This is a genomic window from Micromonospora sp. AP08 (genome assembly GCF_008085935.1).
GTDB lineage: Bacteria > Actinomycetota > Actinomycetes > Mycobacteriales > Micromonosporaceae > Micromonospora > Micromonospora chersina.
The window spans coordinates 80,818-99,375 of sequence record NZ_VSEZ01000006.1 but is presented as its reverse complement, the minus strand read 5'-3'; the positions used below and the strand labels follow the sequence as shown (position 1 = coordinate 99,375).

General features: G+C 74.7%; 19 protein-coding genes. 13 read left to right on the top strand and 6 right to left on the bottom strand.

The window, feature by feature from the left end; translation table 11 throughout:
• Positions 1-60 precede the first annotated feature (60 nt).
• The gene (acs, locus tag FXF50_RS12385; RefSeq protein ID WP_148427358.1) at positions 61-2,049 is read right to left on the bottom strand and encodes an acetate--CoA ligase; all 1,989 of its coding nucleotides are present in this window, start codon (positions 2,047-2,049) and stop codon (positions 61-63) included.
• A 199-nt stretch (positions 2,050-2,248) separates the two neighbouring features.
• On the opposite strand from acs, the gene FXF50_RS12380 reads away from it, so the two are divergent.
• Positions 2,249-2,995, top strand: a complete 747-nt coding sequence (locus FXF50_RS12380) for an oxidoreductase (RefSeq protein ID WP_148427357.1) — start codon at positions 2,249-2,251, stop codon at positions 2,993-2,995.
• 25 nt (positions 2,996-3,020) lie between these two features.
• Here the strand turns inward: FXF50_RS12380 and FXF50_RS12375 are convergent, their stop codons facing one another.
• Both FXF50_RS12375 and FXF50_RS12370 read right to left on the bottom strand, forming a co-directional pair.
• The gene (locus FXF50_RS12375) at positions 3,021-3,830 is read right to left on the bottom strand and encodes an HAD family phosphatase (protein WP_148427356.1); all 810 of its coding nucleotides are present in this window, start codon (positions 3,828-3,830) and stop codon (positions 3,021-3,023) included.
• Between the two features lie 494 nt (positions 3,831-4,324).
• Complete coding sequence (locus tag FXF50_RS12370) at positions 4,325-4,771, bottom strand: hypothetical protein (protein ID WP_148427355.1); 447 nt, start codon at positions 4,769-4,771, stop codon at positions 4,325-4,327.
• Positions 4,772-5,056: 285 nt separating this feature from the next.
• On the opposite strand from FXF50_RS12370, the gene ssd reads away from it, so the two are divergent.
• The 7 genes from ssd to FXF50_RS12335 all read left to right on the top strand — a co-directional run bounded on the left by ssd (position 5,057) and on the right by FXF50_RS12335 (position 10,165).
• The gene (gene ssd / locus FXF50_RS12365; protein ID WP_148427354.1) at positions 5,057-6,160 is read left to right on the top strand and encodes a septum site-determining protein Ssd; all 1,104 of its coding nucleotides are present in this window, start codon (positions 5,057-5,059) and stop codon (positions 6,158-6,160) included.
• Complete coding sequence (locus tag FXF50_RS12360) at positions 6,157-7,368, top strand: TadA family conjugal transfer-associated ATPase (RefSeq protein ID WP_148427353.1); 1,212 nt, start codon at positions 6,157-6,159, stop codon at positions 7,366-7,368. The genes ssd and FXF50_RS12360 overlap by 4 nt, the downstream gene beginning before the upstream one ends.
• 392 nt (positions 7,369-7,760) lie before the next feature.
• Entirely contained in the window at positions 7,761-8,459 is a 699-nt protein-coding gene (locus FXF50_RS12355; RefSeq protein ID WP_255510009.1) for a hypothetical protein, read from the top strand.
• Entirely contained in the window at positions 8,459-9,193 is a 735-nt protein-coding gene (locus FXF50_RS12350; protein ID WP_148427352.1) for a type II secretion system F family protein, read from the top strand. Before FXF50_RS12355 ends, FXF50_RS12350 begins: the two co-directional genes overlap by 1 nt.
• A gap of 23 nt (positions 9,194-9,216) precedes the next feature.
• Positions 9,217-9,384 (top strand): DUF4244 domain-containing protein, encoded by a 168-nt coding sequence (locus tag FXF50_RS12345; RefSeq protein ID WP_013283643.1) that lies wholly within the window; start codon positions 9,217-9,219, stop codon positions 9,382-9,384.
• Positions 9,381-9,770, top strand: coding sequence for a TadE family type IV pilus minor pilin (locus FXF50_RS12340; protein WP_148427351.1), 390 nt, complete (start codon positions 9,381-9,383; stop codon positions 9,768-9,770). The genes FXF50_RS12345 and FXF50_RS12340 overlap by 4 nt, the downstream gene beginning before the upstream one ends.
• Positions 9,771-9,787: 17 nt before the next feature.
• Positions 9,788-10,165 (top strand): Rv3654c family TadE-like protein, encoded by a 378-nt coding sequence (locus tag FXF50_RS12335; RefSeq protein WP_148427350.1) that lies wholly within the window; start codon positions 9,788-9,790, stop codon positions 10,163-10,165.
• 91 nt (positions 10,166-10,256) lie between these two features.
• Here the strand turns inward: FXF50_RS12335 and FXF50_RS12330 are convergent, their stop codons facing one another.
• The 3 genes from FXF50_RS12330 to FXF50_RS12320 all read right to left on the bottom strand — a co-directional run bounded on the left by FXF50_RS12330 (position 10,257) and on the right by FXF50_RS12320 (position 13,750).
• Positions 10,257-10,835: a hypothetical protein gene (locus FXF50_RS12330; protein WP_091315200.1), complete on the bottom strand. Its 579-nt coding sequence runs from the start codon at positions 10,833-10,835 to the stop codon at positions 10,257-10,259.
• Positions 10,836-10,958: 123 nt separating this feature from the next.
• Complete coding sequence (locus FXF50_RS12325; protein ID WP_091315198.1) at positions 10,959-11,165, bottom strand: hypothetical protein; 207 nt, start codon at positions 11,163-11,165, stop codon at positions 10,959-10,961.
• A gap of 104 nt (positions 11,166-11,269) precedes the next feature.
• Positions 11,270-13,750, bottom strand: a complete 2,481-nt coding sequence (locus FXF50_RS12320) for a DEAD/DEAH box helicase (RefSeq protein ID WP_255510008.1) — start codon at positions 13,748-13,750, stop codon at positions 11,270-11,272.
• Positions 13,751-13,797: 47 nt separating this feature from the next.
• Between FXF50_RS12320 and FXF50_RS12315 the strand changes: the two genes are divergently transcribed.
• The 5 genes from FXF50_RS12315 to FXF50_RS12295 all read left to right on the top strand — a co-directional run bounded on the left by FXF50_RS12315 (position 13,798) and on the right by FXF50_RS12295 (position 18,502).
• Entirely contained in the window at positions 13,798-14,154 is a 357-nt protein-coding gene (locus tag FXF50_RS12315) for an STAS domain-containing protein (RefSeq protein WP_091261160.1), read from the top strand.
• Entirely contained in the window at positions 14,151-14,591 is a 441-nt protein-coding gene (locus tag FXF50_RS12310) for an ATP-binding protein (RefSeq protein WP_148427348.1), read from the top strand. The genes FXF50_RS12315 and FXF50_RS12310 overlap by 4 nt, the downstream gene beginning before the upstream one ends.
• Before the next feature lie 300 nt (positions 14,592-14,891).
• Positions 14,892-17,240: a sodium-translocating pyrophosphatase gene (locus FXF50_RS12305; RefSeq protein WP_148427347.1), complete on the top strand. Its 2,349-nt coding sequence runs from the start codon at positions 14,892-14,894 to the stop codon at positions 17,238-17,240.
• Positions 17,241-17,360: 120 nt separating this feature from the next.
• Positions 17,361-17,900 carry a hypothetical protein gene (locus tag FXF50_RS12300; RefSeq protein WP_148427346.1) on the top strand — a complete coding sequence of 180 codons (540 nt, stop codon included), beginning with the start codon at positions 17,361-17,363 and terminating at the stop codon, positions 17,898-17,900.
• Positions 17,891-18,502, top strand: a complete 612-nt coding sequence (locus tag FXF50_RS12295; RefSeq protein WP_148427345.1) for a hypothetical protein — start codon at positions 17,891-17,893, stop codon at positions 18,500-18,502. Before FXF50_RS12300 ends, FXF50_RS12295 begins: the two co-directional genes overlap by 10 nt.
• Positions 18,503-18,558: the final 56 nt, after the last annotated feature.

Below are 18,558 nucleotides of genomic sequence, written 5' to 3'. Positions count from 1 at the left end.
GAACGACGGTGGGTGGCGGCCCGTCCGGACCGCCACCCACCGTCAGGGGTACGTCTGCGCTCAGTCCTCGTCGGACTTTCCGGCCCCCATGCCGGAGGAGATCATGTCCATCACCGAGGAGTCCTGGAGCGTGGTGACGTCGCCGAGGGACCGGTGCTCCGCGACGTCCCGCAGCAGCCGGCGCATGATCTTGCCGGAGCGGGTCTTCGGCAGCTCCGGCACCAGCATGATCTGGCGCGGCTTGGCGATCGGGCCGAGCGTCCTGGCCACGTGGTTGCGCAGGTCGGCGATGAGCTGCTCGCCGGCCTCGCCGGAGATCTCCGTGCTGCCGCGCGGGATGGCGAAGGCGACGATCGCCTGGCCGGTGGTCGGGTCGGTCGCGCCGACCACCGCCGCCTCGGCCACCGACGGGTGGCTGACCAGCGCCGACTCCACCTCGGTGGTGGAGATGTTGTGGCCCGACACCAGCATCACGTCGTCGACCCGGCCGAGCAGCCAGATGTGCCCGTCGTCGTCCTTCTTCGCCCCGTCGCCGGCGAAGTAGACCCAGTCGCCGCCCTGGTTGGCGCCGGCCCCGAAGCGAGACCAGTAGGTCTCGATGAAGCGGTTGTCGTCGCCCCAGATGGTGCGCAGCATCGACGGCCACGGCTCGCGGAGCACGAGGTAGCCGCCACCGCCGTTGGGCACCGACTGCCCCTGGTCGTCCACCACGTCGGCGACGATGCCCGGCAGCGGCGTCATCGCCGAGCCGGGCTTGGCCTCGGTGACGCCCGGCAGCGGGGAGATCATGATCGCGCCGGTCTCGGTCTGCCACCAGGTGTCGACGACGGGCAGCTCGCCCCGGCCGACGTACTGCCGGTACCAGATCCACGCCTCGGGGTTGATCGGCTCACCCACGCTGCCCAGCAGGCGCAGGGAGGAGAGGTCGTAGCCGGCGGGGATGTCCTCGCCCCACTTCATCATGGTGCGGATCAGGGTCGGCGCGGTGTACAGGATGGTGACCTTGTACTTGTCGACGATCTCCCAGAACCGGCCCTTGTGCGGGGTGTCCGGGGTGCCCTCGTACATGACCTGGGTGGCGCCGTTGGAGAGCGGGCCGTAGACGATGTAGGAGTGCCCGGTGACCCAGCCGATGTCGGCGGTGCACCAGTAGACGTCCGTCTCCGGCTTGAGGTCGAAGACCGCGTGCGTGGTGTACGACGTCTGGGTGAGGTAGCCGCCGGTGGTGTGCAGGATGCCCTTGGGTCGGGCCGTGGTGCCGCTGGTGTAGAGGATGAAGAGCGGGTGCTCGGCGTCGAACGGCTGGGCGGTGTGCTCCGGCGAGGCGGTCTCCACCGTCTCGTGCCACCAGTGGTCCTTCGCCGACCAGGCGACCTCCTCGCCGGTGCGGCGGACGACCAGCACGTGCTCCACCGACGGGCAGTTGGCCACCGCCTCGTCGACGGTCGGCTTGAGCGCGGACGGCTTGCCCCGGCGGAAGCCGCCGTCCGCGGTGATCACCACCTTGGCGCTGGCGTCCTGGATCCGGTTGGTCAGCGCGTCGGCCGAGAAGCCGCCGAAGACCACGCTGTGGGTGGCGCCGATCCGGGCGCAGGCGAGCATCGCCACCGCCGCCTCGGGGATCATCGGCAGGTAGATCGCCACCCGGTCGCCGGCCGTGACGCCCAACTCGGTCAGCGCGTTCGCCGCCTGGCAGGTGAGCTTGTGCAGGTCCGCATAGGTGACGGTGCGGGTGTCACCCGGCTCGCCCTCCCAGTGGATCGCCACCTTGTCGCCGCGCCCGGCCTCCACGTGCCGGTCCAGGCAGTTGTACGCCACGTTGAGCTGGCCGCCCACGAACCACTTCGCGAAGGGCGCGTTCGACCAGTCGAGCACCTGGTTCCACTGCCGGGCCCAGTGCAGCCGCCCGGCCTGGCGCTCCCAGAAGGCGAGCCGGTCCTCGGCCGCCTCGGCGTACGCGTCCGCGGTCACGTTGGCGTTCGCGGCGAGCTCGGCCGGCGGCGGGAACTGGCGCGTCTCGTTCAGCAAGTTGGCCAATGCCTCGCTCATGCGGTGACTCCTTCATCGCGTGACCTGCGTCTCCTACCCGGGTGAGGTTAGTCCCGGCGCACCCCCCGCCGCGACCGCCCGGTCACCCGTCACGCGCCCAGTGGCCCTCCGGACGCGCCGAGCAGCAGAGGAGAGTGGTTCGCGTCGCTTCCCGACGGCTGGCGCTCCGGCGGGGCGCGGGGATCGCTAGCGTGGCGGGGTGACCACCGACCCGCTCGCCCCGCTGCTCGCGCTCGCCGACATCGCGCCCGCCGTCGAGCGGGCCCGTGACCGGGTCGACCAGGCCCACCGGCACCGCGCGCTGCGCCGCCAGGGCGGCCAGGTCGCCGCCGAGGTCAGCCTCCGCTCGGCCGTGGCCAGCGCCGCGCTGGAGGGCCGGGCGCACGACCGCGAGGAGGTACGCGCGGGGACCGTCACCGACCCGCTGCTCCAGGGCGCGCTGCGGGTGGCCGGGGCGCTGCCCGGGCTGAGCGACCTCTGGCCGAAGGCGCCGCGTCAGGCCCTCGCCCGGCTGCACGTGCTCGCGGCCCGCGACGTGGTCGCCGAGGCCGAGCTGGGCCGCCCGGTGGCCGACCCGGTGGTGGCGGCCCGCCTCGACGGGCTGGCCGCGCTGGTGGCCGGGGGCACGAAGGTGCCGCCGCTGGTGCTGGCCGCCGTGGTGCACGGCGAGCTGCTGAACCTGCGCCCGTTCGCCGGCCCGTCCGGGGTGGTGGCGCGGGCCGCCGCCCGACTGGTTCTGATCTCCACCGGGTTCGACCCGCGCGGGCTGGTCGCCGTCGACGTCGGCCACCGGGAGCGGGAGCCCGAGTACGTCGGCGCGGCCGGCGCCTTCGCCACCGGCACCCCCGACGGGCTGCGCTCCTGGCTGCGTCACTACATGGCCGCCGTGGAGGTCGGCGCGGATCAGATCACGCTCATCGGCGACGAGATCCTCGCCGCGTCCTGAGCCACCGCGCTGCCCGGCCCCGGCCTCAGACGGTGGGGGTGGTGGCGGCGCGGGTGCGGCGGTGCCGGCCGTACCAGGCGATGCCGATGGCCACGCCGACGCCCACGCCCAGGGCCGCCGCGGCGACCGGCACGGCGGGACGCTCCCGCAGCCGCCGGCCCAGCGGCACCGGGTGCCGGAACTCCAGCACCGGCCACGAGTTCTCCACGGCCAGCCGGCGCAGCGCCCGGTCCGGGTTGACCACGGTCGGGTGGCCCACGCACTCCAGCAGCGGCCGGTCGCTGTACGAGTCGGAGTAGGCGTAGGAGTCGGCGAGGTCGTAGCCCCGTTCGAGAGCCAGTTCGCCGACGGCGTCGACCTTGCGCGGGCCGGCCGCGTAGAACTCGACCTCGCCGCTGTAGCGGCCGTCCGCCACCGCCATCCGGGTGGCGATCACGTCGGTCACCCCGAGCAGCTCGCCGATGGGACGCACCATCTCCTCGCCGGAGGCGGAGACCAGCACCACGTCCCGCCCGGCGGCCTGGTGCTCCTCGATGAGGGCGGCGGCCTCGGCGTACACGTAGGGGTTGATCAGCTCGTGCAGCGTCTCCGCGACGATCTGGCGGACCTGTTCCACCGGCCAGCCCTTGCAGAGCGTGGCGAGATAGTCCCGGGTCCGGGCCATGGTCTGCTCGTCGGTGCCGCCCAGCCGGAACATCAGCTGCGCGTACGCCGACTTGACCACGTCACGGCGAGTGATCAGCCCGTCCCGGTAGAACGGCCGACCGAACGCCAGTGCGCTCGACTTGGCGATGACGGTCTTGTCGAGATCGAAGAAAGCGGCACTCCGGCCCACGGCGCGAAAGTCTAGCCCGACGGGGCACGCTCGGCTGGTCCCCCGGGGGCTCCCGAGGCCGCCCGGTGGGGCAGGTGCACCCGCGAGAGTGACGGCTGTCACACCTGTGAGCCACAAATTAGCGTTGCGTGGAGTGAACACCACTCGACGTATAAGGGTCCATTGCGGCATGCTTGTGCTCGCGACGAGAGTTCACGTCACGTCGATCGCGAAGAATATGGACCCTCGGCGGTTGCACCCCCCGTGACCGCTGAGTGGGTTCGGCTCGACCCCCCCGGAGCCGAACCTCACGACGACCCCCGTCTCCCCCCGACGGGGGTCGTCCCTTTCCGGGAAGCGCTACAACCGCTCCGTGCCGCAGGCCGCTGACCGCTCTGACAAGCGGAGCCGGCGACCAACCACAGCACGGGAGACGCGGCCGCGCCGACGACCAGGCAGCGCGAGCCAGGGGGCGGCCGGTCCGTGGCCGGTCCGGCCGCCCGCGTCACCGTGGGTCAGGACTTGACGAGGTCCACGATCGAGGTGTCGTAGACGAAATACTGCTGGTACTCGGCGTCGTAGGCGGACGCCTCGGTGCTCACCTCGGCGGGTCCCTTCCCGAACGGCGTGGTGTCGAGGGGGGTCGCCGCGGCCGTCCACGCCACGGGCGCGCCCGGGGTGCAGTCGACCAGGGTCCCGAAGCGGCCACGGACCAGCACCTTCTTGACCACCTGGTCGACCACGCCGCTCACCGTGACCGAGGTCGGCTGGCTGCAGGTCACCGTGCCGTGCACGATCGCCTTGCCGCTGATCGTGCTGGCCGTGCCGTCCGGGGCGACGGCCAGCCCCAGCTCCAGTGGCACCGTCTCCGCCTGTGCCGGCGCGGCGGCGACGAACCCGCCCAGCGCCCCCGTGATCGACAGGCTGGCCGCGAGGGCCGCCCTCCGCCAGGTTCTCCGCATTCCCCGTTCCTCTCTCCGCAGTCGGACAGCCGGGCATCTGCTCACCCGAACACTGCTGTCGGTCAATTACCGCAGACACCGTCGCCGCCGTCAGACCGCAGCGACACATCAGTGCATTAAGGACGGCCGGTGGCGACGGGCGGCCCATAGCAGATCGACCGGGCGATCGGCGGCTGTCCACAGGCGGTCCCGTCGTCCACAGCCGCAGCCGGTCGGACGCCGGTGCGCCGATCCCGCCGGCAGGCTGCTCCGCGGCACGTCCGAGTCCGACCGCTGGAGGCCGCCATGCCGCCCCGTACCCCGCTGCCGCCGTTCCGCCGGCTGCCCCTGCTCGTCACCGCCGACGGCGACCTCCTCGACGAACTGCTGCGGCTCGCCGCTGCGGGCGGCACCGAGGTCGAGCTGGCCGCCGATCCCGCCGCGGCCCGGGCCCGCTGGACGCCCGCGCCGCTGGTGCTGGTCGGCGCCGACCAGGCCCAGGCATGCCTGCGGGCCCGCCTGCCGCGCCGGCCCCGCACCGTGCTGGTCGGTCGCTCCGGCCAGCTCGATCCGGGTACGCAGGTCGCCGAGCTGATCGGCGCCGAGCACGTCGCCACCCTGCCCGCGGCCGAGCCCTGGCTGGTCGACCGGTTCGCCGAGTGCGCCGTCGAACTGCCCGGCGGCAACCCCGCCCGCGTCGTGGCGGTGCTCGGCGGGCGGGGCGGCGCCGGCGCCAGCGTGCTGGCCGGGGGCCTCGCCGTCACGGCGGCCCGGGCCCGGCTGCGCACCCTGCTGGTCGACGCCGACCCGCTCGGCGGCGGCCTCGACCTCGTGCTCGGCTGGGAACAGCTCGAAGGGTTGCGCTGGCCCGGCCTCACCGCCACCGACGGCCGGATGGACCCGCCGTCGCTGGTCCGGGCCCTGCCCAGCCGGGGCGACCTCGTCGTCCTCTCCTGGGACCGGGGCGCCCTGCGGCACCTGCCGGCCGAGGCGATGGCCGCCACCGTCGACGCCGCCCGCCGAGGCCGCGACGTGGTCGTCCTCGACCTGCCCCGGCACCTGGACGACGCGGCCGTGGTCGCCCTCCAGGCGGCCGACCGGGCACTGATCGTCGTACCGGCCGAGCTGCGGGCCACCGCCGCCGCGGCCCGCGTCGTCGCGGTGGCCGCCCCGCACTGCGCCGACCTGGCGGTGGTCGTGCGGGGTCCCGCACCCGGCCGGCTCCGGGCCGGCGAGGTGGCCCGGGCGCTCGGGCTGCCGCTGGCCGGCACACTCCGGCCCGAGCCCGGGCTCTGCCGGGGGCTGGAACGCGGCGAGGCGCCGGCCGCCACCGGCAAGGGCCCGCTCGCCGTGCTCTGCCAGCGGCTCCTCGACGGACTGGCCGACGTGCCCGCGGCGGGTGCGGCGTGACCGGGCCGGCCGACGCCGGGGAACTGGCCGCCCGGGTCCGACACCGGTTCGCCGCCGAGGCCACCCCGGTCACGCCCGCGGCCGTCGTCTCCGCGGTACGCGCCGAGCCGGACGCCGCCGTGCTCGGAGACACCGCCCTGCTGCGGATCGCCGACCGGGTCCACGACGACCTCGTCGGCGCCGGCCCGCTCGCGCCGTTGCTGGCCGATCCGCAGGTCACCGACGTGCTGGTGAACGGCACCCGGGTCTGGGTCGACCGGGGACGGGGCCTGCACCAGGTGGCCGTGCCGCTCGGCACGGTCGACGACGTCCGCCGGCTGGCCCAGCGCCTCACCGCGGCCGCCGGGCGCCGGCTCGACGACGCCTCCCCGTACGCCGACGCCCGGCTGCCCGACGGCACCCGGCTGCACGCCGTGCTGCCACCCGTGGCCACCGACGGGCCCTACCTGTCGCTACGCACCTTCCGGCAGCGGCCGTTCACCCTCGACGAACTGGTCCGGCACGGCACGGTGCCCCGGCCGGTCGCCCCGCTGCTCGCCGCCGTGGTGGCCGCCCGGTTGGCGTACCTGGTCACGGGCGGGACCGGCTCCGGCAAGACCACCCTGCTCAACACACTGCTCGGGCTGGTGCCCGGCACCGAGCGGATCGTGCTCGTGGAGGACGCGGCCGAGCTGCGGCCCGTGCACCCGCACGTGATCGGCCTCCAGGCCCGCACGTCCAACGTGGAGGGCGCCGGTGCGGTCGGGCTGAGCGACCTGGTCCGGCAGGCGCTGCGGATGCGGCCGGACCGGCTGGTCGTGGGCGAGTGCCGGGGCGCCGAGGTGGTCGACCTGCTCGCCGCGTTGAACACCGGCCACGACGGCGGGGCCGGGACGCTGCACGCCAACGCCGCGACGGACGTACCGGCCCGGCTGGAGGCGCTCGGGATGCTCGGTGGTCTGCCCCGGGCCGCCCTGCACGCCCAGGTCGCCGCCGCGATCCAGGTCCTTCTGCAGGTCCGGCGGACCACCGAGGGCCGGGTGCTGGAGTCCGTCAGCCTGCTCCTGCCCGAGGGACCCGACCGGGTGGTCACCGTGGTCCCGGCCTGGCTACGCGGCCGCGGGCTCGGGCTCGCGGCCCGGCCACTCGGCGCCCTGCTCCGCGAGCGGGGGGTGTCCGTGCCGCCGATCCTCTGCGCGGCATGGCCCGGCTCGGCGGGCCCGTCGTGACCGGCCCGGTGTGGCTGGTGGCCGTTCTCCTGGCCGGTGCCGCCGCGGCGGTCGCCTGGCCGGTACGCGCCGGCCGGACCCGCCGGCACGCCGTCCTCGACCTGGGCAATCGCCCTGCCCCTGGCGCCAGCCGGTCCGCGTGTGTGCTCCCGGACGCAGGCCCCCGGCCGTCCGTCCGTACGCCGCACCCCGGCGTCCCCCACCGGCCCGCCACCGGGCTCGGAAGCCCCGCCGACCGTCCCCCTCCCGGCCGGCCGCCGGGGCGGCGTGACCCGACCCGCCCGGCCGCCGGGCTCGATCCCCGGAATCGTGTGCCGCGAAGCCGGCTGGCCGTTGCCCTCGTCTCCCCGAATGGCGCGGCCTGGCGCCCGCCGAGCGACGCTCTCGTCCCCATGGACCGTGCGCCCCGGTCCCGGCTGGCCGCCCTGCTCAGGTCCTGGCGCTCGGGTGCCGTCGCTCCGCCGTCGGGCCCGGCGCCGTCCGGCCCCGTGACCCGCCTGCCGCTGGCCGGGCGGACTGCCCTGCTGGCGGCGGCCGTGGTCGGCGCCGGGGCCGGAGCGTTGGTCGGCGGCCCGGTGGCCGCAGTGGTGCTGGCCGCCTACGGCACGCTCGCGGCGCGGGCGGTGCGTCGTCGGCGGCTCCGCCGGGCGGCCGACCGGGCCCACCGCCACGAGCTGGACCAGCTCGGCGCGCTCGCCGCCGACCTACGGGCCGGGCTGCCGTCGGGCGGGGCGATCGGCGACGGTCCGCGACGCGTCGCCCGGTTGGCGCGAGCCGCCGTCCGGCTGGCCGACCGCACCGGGGCGCCCCTGGCCGAGCTGCTCGAACGGGTCGAGGCCGACGCCCGGGCGGCGGACCGGGGCCTGGCCGCGGCCGCCGCGCAGGCGGCCGGTGCCCGGGCGACCGCCTGGCTGCTCGCCGGGCTGCCGCTCGGCGGGATCGGGCTCGGGTACGCCATCGGCGTCGACCCGGTCGCCGTGCTCCTGCACACCCCGGTCGGTGGCGGCAGCGCCGTCGCAGCCGTCGCGTTGCAGATCGGCGGGCTGATCTGGGCGGAGCGGCTCGGCGCGGCGCCCGGGCGGGCCGCCTGATGTCCCGTCCGGTGGTGGCCGCCGCCTGCCTGGCCGCGGCGGCGCTGCTCCTGGTCCTGTCCGGGCCCGCCGTCCGTCCGGCGCGGCGGCTGCGCCTCCTCGTCCCCAGCCGGCCGGCGGAGCGGAACCGCCCGGCCTGGTGGCCGGACCGGATCCGGCTCGGCGCCGGCCTCGCGGGGGTGGCCGCGCTGGTCGTGGTGGGCGGCTGGGCGGGCGTGCTCGTCGGGGCGCTGGCCGGGATGGCCGCCGACCGCCTGCTGCGGCGGATCGAGCCACGGGCCGTCCGCGACCGCCGGCTCCGCGAGGCGGCCGACCTGCCCCTCGCCGCCGACCTGCTGGCCGCCGCCCTCCGGGCCGGCGCACCGGTGGACCGCTCGGTGCTGGCGGTCGCCGACGCGCTCGGTGGACCGCTCGCCGACCGGCTCGGCCGGGTGGGGCGGACGCTGGAACTCGGCGGCACGGCGGCCGAGGCGTGGGAGCACCTGGGACCCGTGCCCGGCGCGGAGCGCCTGGTGACCGGCGCCATCCGCTCGTCGAGCAGCGGCGCCGCGCTGGCCGGCGCGCTCACCCGGCTCGCCGACGACCTGCGGTCCGACCGCTCGACCGCGGCCGAGGCGGCCGCCCGGCGGGCCGGGGTGCTCATCGTGCTGCCGCTCGGGCTCTGCTTCCTGCCCGCCTTCATTCTCGCCGGTCTGGTGCCGGTGATCGTCGCCGTCCTCGGCGACGTGCTGTGAATCCCCGAGAAAGGGAGTACGACATGCGCAAACTCCTCACCCGCCTGCGCGGCGACGCCGGGATGAACACGGCCGAGTACGCCGTGGGCACCCTCGCGGCGGTCGCCTTCGCGGGGATCCTGCTGAAGGTGCTCACCTCCGGCAACGTGCAGTCCGCGCTCACCGCCGTCATCGACCGGGCCTTGAAGTGACCGGTCGCCGGTGGGCCGGCCGCCAGCGGCCGTGGGGTGCGCGGGAGCGGGGCTCGTTCACGGCCGAGTTGGCGGCCGGCCTGCCGGCGCTGATGCTTCTCCTCTTCGCCGGTCTCACGGCCGTCGACGCCGTCACCACGAAGGCCGGCTGCGTCGACGCGGCCCGGGAGGCGGCGCTCGCCGCCGCGCGGGGCGAACCCGGGTCGGCCGCCGGCTCCCGGTACGCCCCGGCCGGCGCCCAGGTCTCGGTGACGGTGGCCGGCGACCGGGTCACCGTGACGGTACGGGCGCCGGTCCGGAGCTTCGGCGCCCGGCTGCCCCGGCTCAGCGTGTCGGGCACCGCGGTGGCCGCCGTCGAACCCGGCTCCCCGGGGCCGCTGCCGTGACCGGGCGGGAGCCGTCGGTGCGCCGGGCAGTCAACAGGTGGAGACGCCAGGGTGCCGAACGCGGTGGGGCGACCGTCTGCCTGCTCGCGGTCGGGCTGGTGCTCGTGCTGGTCGGGCTCCTCGGCGCCGGGCTCGGCGCGGCCCGGTGCGCACGCCACCAGGCCCGGAACGCCGCCGACTTCGCGGCTCTGGGTGGCGCCGGCCGGGCGATCGAGGGCGCCGGCGAGGCGTGTGGACGGGCCGCCGACCTGGCCGCGGCGAACGGCGCTCGGCTCACGGCGTGCCGGCTGGACGGTCTCGACGTGGTCGCGACGGCGGAGGTGAGGGTCGCTCCAGTGCCCTGGCTCGCCCGCGCGGCGAGCGCGACCTCCCGTGCCGGCCCCGCCCGAGGCTGACGCCGGAAGGTGGTGTCGGGGCGGAAGTCCTACCGCCCCGACACCACCGGGTGCTCGATTCCTCGCGGCCCGGTCGGATGAGCTGCGGGCGTCAGCGGGACTGGAGGGCGTCCAGGCCGACCGCCATGGCGATCACCAGTCGCCGGTCGATCTGCGGGTGGTGGATGTCGACGACGTACCGGTCGCGCAGGCCCCACTTCTTGTCGACCGAGAACACCGGCTGGCCGTTGGCCACGAAGTCGAAGTGGTAGGGCAGCCAGGAGAGCGAGTCGACGAAGCGGCGCAGCAGGGCCACCGGCAGGCTGCGCTCCTGCCCGGTGATCTGCGGCAGGCCGGCCTGCTCGACGTGCCAGGTGGAGCGCAGCAGCGACTGGGCGAAGTCCTTGCGGAACAGGCCGATGGGGGTGCCGGCGTGGTCGGTCACGTCGTACGTGGCGCCGAGGTCGAGGCGCTGCCGGGCCTTGAAGCCGAGCAGGGGGTACTGCTTGGAGTCGTCGGTGTAGATGGTCACCTGCTCCTTGAACGCGAGCCGCTTCTGCTGCGCGAACGCGAGCAGCCCGCCCTCGGAGCCGTCCGGCGCCACGGAGTGGACCTCGTACTGGTTGACCATCATCCGGATCCGCTGGCGGACGATGAACCGTTGCTGGGCCTGCAAGCTGTCGAGCTGCATCTGATCTCCTTGAAGAGGCGAACGCCGGAGTCTCGCACAGCCCGACCGTCGCCGCCCGCCCGTGGCCGGCGGGTTCCGGCCGGTGATCCGATCGACCGCCGTCCACCCCCGGCGGGCCGCCGGTCAGCGGCCACCGTCGACGGTCGCCTTCATGGCCCAGGCGTTGAGCACCTGGTGGATGCCGCGCAGGCGCTCGTTGATCTGCTCCAGGCGCTCCGCCTGCGCCAGGCCGGCCAGCGCCGCGCCCAGCGCGATCTGCTGGTCGGGGGTGAGGTTCTCCTGGTCGATCGTGTAGAGCAGGTCGACGGTCTCGGCGATCGTGTCGGCCACGGCGGTACCTCCCGGCGCGAAGAATCTCGGGGACATGGAAGCGCTCCCATGCATCAATGCCCCGATGTCGCCCCGCTCATGCGCCCATCCCACCAACCAGGAGGTCAGTCCGCGGCGCGGCCCTCCTGCCGGGGCAGAACCGCCCCTCGGTCGGCCTCGACCGCCGCGAGGTTGGCGAGGACCACGTCCAGGACCTTGACGGCGTCCGGCTTGGAGAGCGGGTTGTTGCCGTTGCCGCACTTCGGGGACTGGACGCAGGACGGGCACCCGGACTCGCACCCGCACTCGGCGATCGCGTCCCGGGTGGCGCGCAGCCAGGCGGCGGCCGTCCCGTACGCCCGCTCGGCGAAGCCGGCCCCGCCCGGGTGGCCGTCGTAGACGAAGACGGTGGGTGCCTCGGTGTCCGGGTGCAGGGCGGTGGAGAGCCCGCCGATGTCCCACCGGTCGCAGGTCGCCATGAGCGGCAGCAGGCCGATCGCGGCGTGCTCGGCGGCGTGCAGCGCCCCCGGAATGTCGGCGGCCTCCACGCCGGCGGCAGCAAGCGACTCCGGCGAAAGGGTGAACCAGACCGCGACGGTGCGCAGTTCCCGGGCCGGCAGGTCCAGCGGCCGGGTGTCGATCACCTCGCCGGTGGCGATCCGCCGCCGTTGGTACGACACCACCTGGCTGGTCACGTCCACCTCGCCGAGGAAGAGCCCGACCGGCCCGGCGTCCACGTAGGACCGGACGGACACCACGGACAGCGAGGTGACATCCCGGGCGTGGGTGGACCAGTCCGGCTCCTCGGGGTGCACCAGCGCGCACCCGTCGGCCAGGTCGAGCGAGTCGACCACGTACGAGACGCCCTGGTGCAGGTAGACGGCGCCGGTGTGGAGCAGGAAGTGCGAGGAGCCGCCGTCGACGGTGCCGAGCAGCCGCCCGGTGGACTCCTCCACCACGCAGACCGGGGCCCCGCCCTCGCCGCGCAGGTCGACCTCGGGGCGTTCCCGGTGCCGCCAGTACCAGCCGGTGGGGCGCTGCCGCAGCGCGCCCGCCTCGACCAGCGAGTCGACCGCCTCCTTCGCGCCCTCGCCGAAGAGTTCGAGGTCGGCCGGGGTGAGCGGGGCCTCGTGGGCGGCGCAGGCGAGTTGCGGCGCGAGCACGTACGGGTTGGCCGGGTCGAGCACGGTCGCCTCGACGGGCCGCCCGAACAGCGCCTCGGGATGGTGGACCAGGTAGGTGTCGAGCGGGTCGTCCCGGGCCACGAGCACCGCGAGGGCCTCGTCGCCCGAGCGGCCGGCCCGGCCGGCCTGCTGCCACAGCGAGGCCCGGGTGCCCGGCCAGCCGCAGATGAGCACGGCGTCCAGGCCGACCAGGTCGACGCCGAGTTCCAACGCGTTGGTGGAGGCGAGCCCCAGCAGGTCGCCGTGCAGCAGCGCGCGTTCCAGCTCGCGGCGCTCCTCGCGCAGGTAGCCGGCCCGGTAGGCGGCCACCCGGTCGCCCAGCCCGGGCACCGCCTCGTCGAGGGCCCGCCGGGCGTTCGCGGCGACCACCTCGGCGCCGCGCCGGGAGCGGACGAAGGCGAGCGTGCGTACCCCTTCGATGACGCTGTCGGCGAGCAGGTCGGCGGTCTCCCGCAGCGCCGAGCGGCGGACCGACACCAGGTCGGCGAGCTCCACGTCCGAGGAGGGCGGTGGCAGCAGCGGCGGCTCCCACAGCGCGAAGGTCACCCCGCCGCGCGGCGAGGCGTCCTCGGTGACGGCCGCGACGGGCAGGCCGGTGAGCCGCCCGGCCGCCGTCGCCGGGTCGCCCGACGTGGCCGAGGCCAGCACGAACACGGGGGTACGCCCGTAGCGCGCGCACTGCCGACGCAACCGCCGCAGCACGTGCGCCACGTGCGAGCCGAACACGCCCCGGTAGGTGTGGCACTCGTCGACCACCACGTACGCGAGCCGGCGCAGGAAGCCGGACCAGTGCGCGTGCCCGGGCAGGATGCCGTGGTGCAGCATGTCGGGGTTGGTCAGCACGAACCGGGAGTGCCGCCGGATCCACTCCCGCTCGGTGCGCGGGGTGTCCCCGTCGTAGGTGGCGGGGCGTACCCCCTCCAGCTCCAGGCCGGCGACGGCGCGGAGCTGGTCGGCGGCGAGCGCCTTGGTCGGGGCCAGGTAGAGCACCGTGGCGCGCGGGTCGGCGAGCAGGGTGCCCAGCGCCGGGAGCTGGTACGCCAGCGACTTGCCGGACGCCGTGCCGGTGGCCACCACCACGTGCTTCCCCGCGTACGCCAGCTCGGCGGCCTCGGCCTGGTGCCGCCACGGGGCGACCACGCCGCGCCGGGCGAACGCCGCCCGCAGCTCGTCGGGGGCCCAGTCCGGCCACGGCGCCGGCTCGCCGGCCCGGGCCGGCACCCGCTCGACGTGGGTGACCGGGTCGGCGGCGTGCCGCAGGCGCAGCCGCCGGAGCAGCTCGCCCGGCGACCGGCCGGGGCCACTCCCCGCCGATACGGTGGCCGGTGAAGTCACGTCCTGCACTCTCGCACTGGTGTTCGGAATGGGGAAGCGGGGGTGGGGGTATGGGGGAGGCTTCGCCGGTGACCTGGAAGGGGCCATTCGGCGGGATGGTTAGATGCCCAGGAGAGCTTACCGAGGAGGGACCGATGGAGCTGTCGCTGGCGACCCGCACCGTGGGGGAGCACACGGTGCTCGAGGTCGGCGGTGAGGTGGACGTCTACACCGCGCCGCGCCTGCGGGAACGGCTCCTGGAGCTGATCGACGGCGGTGCCCGCCGGGTGGTGGTGGACCTGGGCCGGGTCGACTTCCTGGACTCGACCGGCCTCGGTGTGCTGGTCGGCGCGCTCAAGCGGCTCCGCTCGGCCGGGGGTTCCTTCGCGCTGGTCTGCGACAAGGAGCCGCTGCTCAAGATCTTCCGGATCACCGCCCTGGACCAGGTCTTCCCGTTGCATCCCACGGTCGACGCGGCGATCGACGCCGACGCGACCGGCGCCGGCGCGTGATGGCGACCGTCAAGCTCTCCTTCTCCCCGGCGCCGGTGCACGTCCGCACCGCACGCCTGGTCGGTGTCGCGGTGGCCCGCCGGGCCGGGGTACGCGAGGACCTGCTCGACGAGGTGCGCCTGGCCATCGGTGAGGCGTGCACCCGGGCGGTCGCGCTGCACCGGCAGTACGGGGTGCCCGACCCGGTGTACGTGGAGATGTCCGACAGCGGGGCGTACACGGTGCGGGTGGTGGACCACGCCCCGATCGAGGCGAGCATCGGTCTCGCCGCGCTGCCCCCGGACGAGCTGGCCAAGGAGTCGCTCAGCGAGGACGCGCTGACCACCGGGGTGGGCTTCGCCCTGCTCGCCGGTTTCGTCGAGGACCTCCAGGTCCGCCCGGTCGACGAGGGCGTCGGCACCGAGGTCCGGATGGTGTGGCCGGTCGGCCGCGCCTGACCCTGTCCTGCCGCAGGCCGCGTTCCCCTCGGGGAGCGCGGCCTCAACGTGTTGGCCGCTCTATATATCAGATTTCCTCGCATAACACAGCGACGAAGATCATCGCGACAGGGTGCCCCCTCGGTGTGACCTCCAACACGTCGGAGGGCTACAGTACGCGGGTTGTCAGCAAGTGATCCGTCCCGCAGCCAGCGGGAACGGTCCGCCGGAGTGGGTTGGCGCGCTGGCGAGTCCGCATCCAGGCGTCGGTCCGTGCGTCTCCACTGGCCGGCGCGAGTTGTTCGGTACAGGAGGACATAGATGTCCGGGACCTTGGCCGCCGACGGCGGCGCACTGTCCCTTACCGGAGCCAACGTGACGTACGTCGTCATCGCCGCGGTCATCGCGCTGGTGGCGCTCGTCTTCGCGGCCGCCCTCACCAGGGCGGTCCTGGCGGCCGGTACGGGAACCACGAACATGCAGGAGATCTCCGGGGCGGTGCAGGAGGGCGCGTCCGCGTACCTGCTGCGGCAGTTCCGCACCCTGGCGATCTTCGTCGTGATCGCCGTCGTGCTGCTCTTCCTGCTGCCGGTGCACGACACCGACGGCAACGAGACCCTCGTGAAGATCGGCCGGTCGGCCTTCTTCGTGGTGGGCGCGCTGTTCAGCGCGTTCATCGGGGGCGCCGGCATGTGGCTGGCCACCCGCGCCAACCTGCGGGTCGCCGCGGCCGCCCGGGAGAGGGAAGGCGGGCGCGAGGGCGCCATGAAGATCGCCTTCCGCACCGGTGGCGTGGTCGGCTTCCTCACCGTCGGTCTCGGCCTCTTCGGTGCGGCGCTGGTCGTCATCCTGTTCAAGGGTGACGCCCCGACCGTGCTGGAGGGCTTCGGCTTCGGCGCCGCGCTGCTCGCCATGTTCATGCGGGTCGGCGGCGGCATCTTCACCAAGGCCGCCGACGTCGGCGCCGACCTGGTCGGCAAGGTCGAGCAGGGCATCCCGGAGGACGACCCGCGCAACGCCGCCACCATCGCCGACAACGTGGGTGACAACGTCGGCGACTGCGCCGGCATGGCCGCCGACCTCTTCGAGTCGTACGCGGTCACCCTGGTCGCCGCGCTGATCCTGGGCCGCGCCGCGTTCGGCGAGGACGGCCTGGTCTTCCCGCTGATCATCTCCACCATCGGCGTGCTGGTCGCGATCGTCGGCGTCTTCATCACCCGGCTGCGCACCAGCGACCGCAACGGCCTGACCGCCATCAACCGGGCCTTCTACCTCTCCGCGGTGATCTCCGCGGTGCTGGTGGCGATCGCGGCGTTCGCCTACCTGCCGGCGACCTTCGGCGAGCTGGAGGGCGGGCTGACCGACGTCGACCGCAACCCGCGCCTCGTGGCCATCGGCGCGGTGGTCATCGGCATCGTGCTGGCCGCCGCGATCCAGGCGCTCACCGGCTACTTCACCGAGACCAACCGGCGCCCGGTGCAGGACATCGGCAAGAGCTCCCAGACCGGCCCGGCCACGGTCATCCTCGCCGGCATCAGCGTCGGCCTGGAGTCGGCGGTCTACTCGGCGCTGCTGATCGGCGCGGGCGTCTTCGGCGCCTTCCTGCTCGGCGGCAGCTCCATCACCCTGTCGCTGTTCGCGGTGGCGCTGGCCGGCACCGGCCTGCTCACCACCGTCGGCGTCATCGTCGCCATGGACACCTTCGGCCCGATCTCCGACAACGCGCAGGGCGTGGCCGAGATGTCCGGTGACATCGACGAGCACGGCGCGCGGACGCTGACCGAACTGGACGCCGTCGGCAACACCACCAAGGCGATCACCAAGGGCATCGCGATCGCCACCGCGGTGCTGGCCGCGACCGCGCTGTTCGGCTCGTACACCGACACGCTGCGCTCCTCGTACGAGGACGCGGGCGTGGGCGACGTGGGCGCCGAGATCCTCAACTCGCTGAACGTGGCCAACCCGCGCAACCTGGTCGGTCTCATCATCGGCGCGGCGGTGGTCTTCCTGTTCTCCGGCCTGGCCATCAACGCGGTGTCCCGCTCGGCCGGCGCCGTGGTGATGGAGGTCCGCCGGCAGTTCCGCGAGCTGCCCGGCATCATGGACCGCACCCAGCGCCCCGAGTACGGCAAGGTCGTCGACATCTGCACCCGGGACGCGCAGCGCGAGCTGATGACCCCCGGCCTGCTGGCCATCCTGGCCCCGATCGCGGTCGGTTTCGGTCTCGGCCCGGGCGCGCTGGCCTCGTACCTGGCCGGTGCGATCGGCGCGGGCACCCTGATGGCGGTCTTCCTGGCCAACTCCGGTGGCGCCTGGGACAACGCCAAGAAGCTGGTCGAGGACGGCGCGTACGGCGGCAAGGGCTCCGAGTCGCACGCCGCGACCGTCATCGGCGACACCGTCGGTGACCCGTTCAAGGACACCGCCGGCCCGGCGATCAACCCGCTGATCAAGGTGATGAACCTGGTCTCGCTGCTGATCGCCCCGGCCGTGGTGGCCTGGAGCGTGGGCGACGACAAGAACCCCGCGCTGCGCATCGCGATCGCCGTGGTGGCCGCGCTGATCATCGTGGCGGCCGTGGTGTTCAGCAAGCGCAAGGGCGTGGCGATGGCGGACTCCGACAGCGGCGCCGGCACCCCGGACCAGCGCCCGGAGACGGTCAACGCCTGACCCGGACGACGCGACGGTTCCCGGTCGGCCCTCAGCCGGCCGGGAACCGTGCCGTCCGGCGGTCCCGTGCACGAAACCTGACCGGTGGCACTTCCACCGGGAGGTCGTACGCTGCTTCGCATGCGTACGCGCCGGGCGGCAACCGCCGGAAAGCTCACGGTGGTCCTGGCCACGCTGGTCCTCGTCGTCGCGGGCTGCGGCGGCCCCAGCCCGCAGGCCTGGGCCGCGTCGGTCTGCCAGGCGCTCAGCCCGTGGCGCGCCGAGATCAACAAGCTGACCAGCAGCACCCAGCAGCAGATGACCGCGCAGACCACCCCCGCGCAGGCCAAGGAGAACCTGGTCCGGCTCTTCGCCGGGGCCGAGCAGGCCAGCGAGACCGCCCGGCGCAAGGTCGAGGAGGCGGGCGTGCCCGAGACCGACCACGGCGACGAGATCTCCGCCGGGTTCCGCTCCTCGCTCAGCAAGGTGCGGGACGCGTACGGGCGGGCCCGGGACACCATCGACCGCCTGGACACCGCCCAGGCCGGCCCGTTCTACGACGGGGTGCGGGCCGCCGTGGACACGCTCAACAAGGAGTACGACGCGAGCGCGCTGGACACCAGCAAGCTCAACTCGACCGAGCTCAAAGAGGCCTTCGACGAGGTCCCGGAGTGTCGCTGACCCCTCCCTCCCAGAACCCGGCCCGCCAGCCCTCGCTGTTCTCCACCGAGGCGGCCGACCCGTCGCTGTCCGACCTCGCCGGCCTGCTCGCCGGGCCCGGGGAGGTGGTGCGGATGGGCGGGACGGCCCGGGTCGCCGTGGTGGTGGACGCCGCCTGGCGGGTGCACGTGCTGGTGGCCGAGCTGGGCGCCCGGGGGATCCCGACGAGCTGGGAGCCGACGGAGGACGGCCGGCACCTGGTGCGCACCGCGTACGCCACCACGCTGGCCCCGCTCGCCCTGGCCTGGCTGCGGGGGACGGTGAAGCGGCCCCCGGCGCGGTTCCACCTCAACGGGCGGCGGCTGCGGCTCTGGCTCGCCGCCGCGGGGGCGGCCGACCCGGCCGGGTTCCGGCTCCGGCTCGGCCCGGCCGACGAGGAGTGCTGGCCGCCGGTGCGCGCCGCGCTCGCCGCGGTGGGGCTCCCGGCCGCGTTCGTGGAGGCGGAGGAGGGCGGGCCGGCGTACCGGATCACCGGCCGACGGCGGGTGGCCCGGCTCGCGGAGCTGGTCGGGGACCGGCCACGGGCCGTGCCGGCGGCCGAGTGGCCGGGGACGCACGACTGATTTTCCGGCGCAACCCCGCTGGCTGTCCGATCCCGGACACGCCGTGCGGATGTTTG

Coding starts and splice junctions, on each gene's coding strand:
- acs (WP_148427358.1), bottom strand. CDS start 2,049: ATGAGCGAGGCATTGGCCAACTTGCTGAACGAGACGCGCCAGTTCCCG.
- FXF50_RS12370 (WP_148427355.1), bottom strand. CDS start 4,771: ATGCGGAGAACCTGGCGGAGGGCGGCCCTCGCGGCCAGCCTGTCGATC.
- ssd (WP_148427354.1), top strand. CDS start 5,057: ATGCCGCCCCGTACCCCGCTGCCGCCGTTCCGCCGGCTGCCCCTGCTC.
- FXF50_RS12355 (WP_255510009.1), top strand. CDS start 7,761: ATGGACCGTGCGCCCCGGTCCCGGCTGGCCGCCCTGCTCAGGTCCTGG.
- FXF50_RS12350 (WP_148427352.1), top strand. CDS start 8,459: ATGTCCCGTCCGGTGGTGGCCGCCGCCTGCCTGGCCGCGGCGGCGCTG.
- FXF50_RS12345 (WP_013283643.1), top strand. CDS start 9,217: ATGCGCAAACTCCTCACCCGCCTGCGCGGCGACGCCGGGATGAACACG.
- FXF50_RS12330 (WP_091315200.1), bottom strand. CDS start 10,835: ATGCAGCTCGACAGCTTGCAGGCCCAGCAACGGTTCATCGTCCGCCAG.
- FXF50_RS12320 (WP_255510008.1), bottom strand. CDS start 13,750: ATGGCCCCTTCCAGGTCACCGGCGAAGCCTCCCCCATACCCCCACCCC.
- FXF50_RS12315 (WP_091261160.1), top strand. CDS start 13,798: ATGGAGCTGTCGCTGGCGACCCGCACCGTGGGGGAGCACACGGTGCTC.
- FXF50_RS12305 (WP_148427347.1), top strand. CDS start 14,892: ATGTCCGGGACCTTGGCCGCCGACGGCGGCGCACTGTCCCTTACCGGA.
- FXF50_RS12300 (WP_148427346.1), top strand. CDS start 17,361: ATGCGTACGCGCCGGGCGGCAACCGCCGGAAAGCTCACGGTGGTCCTG.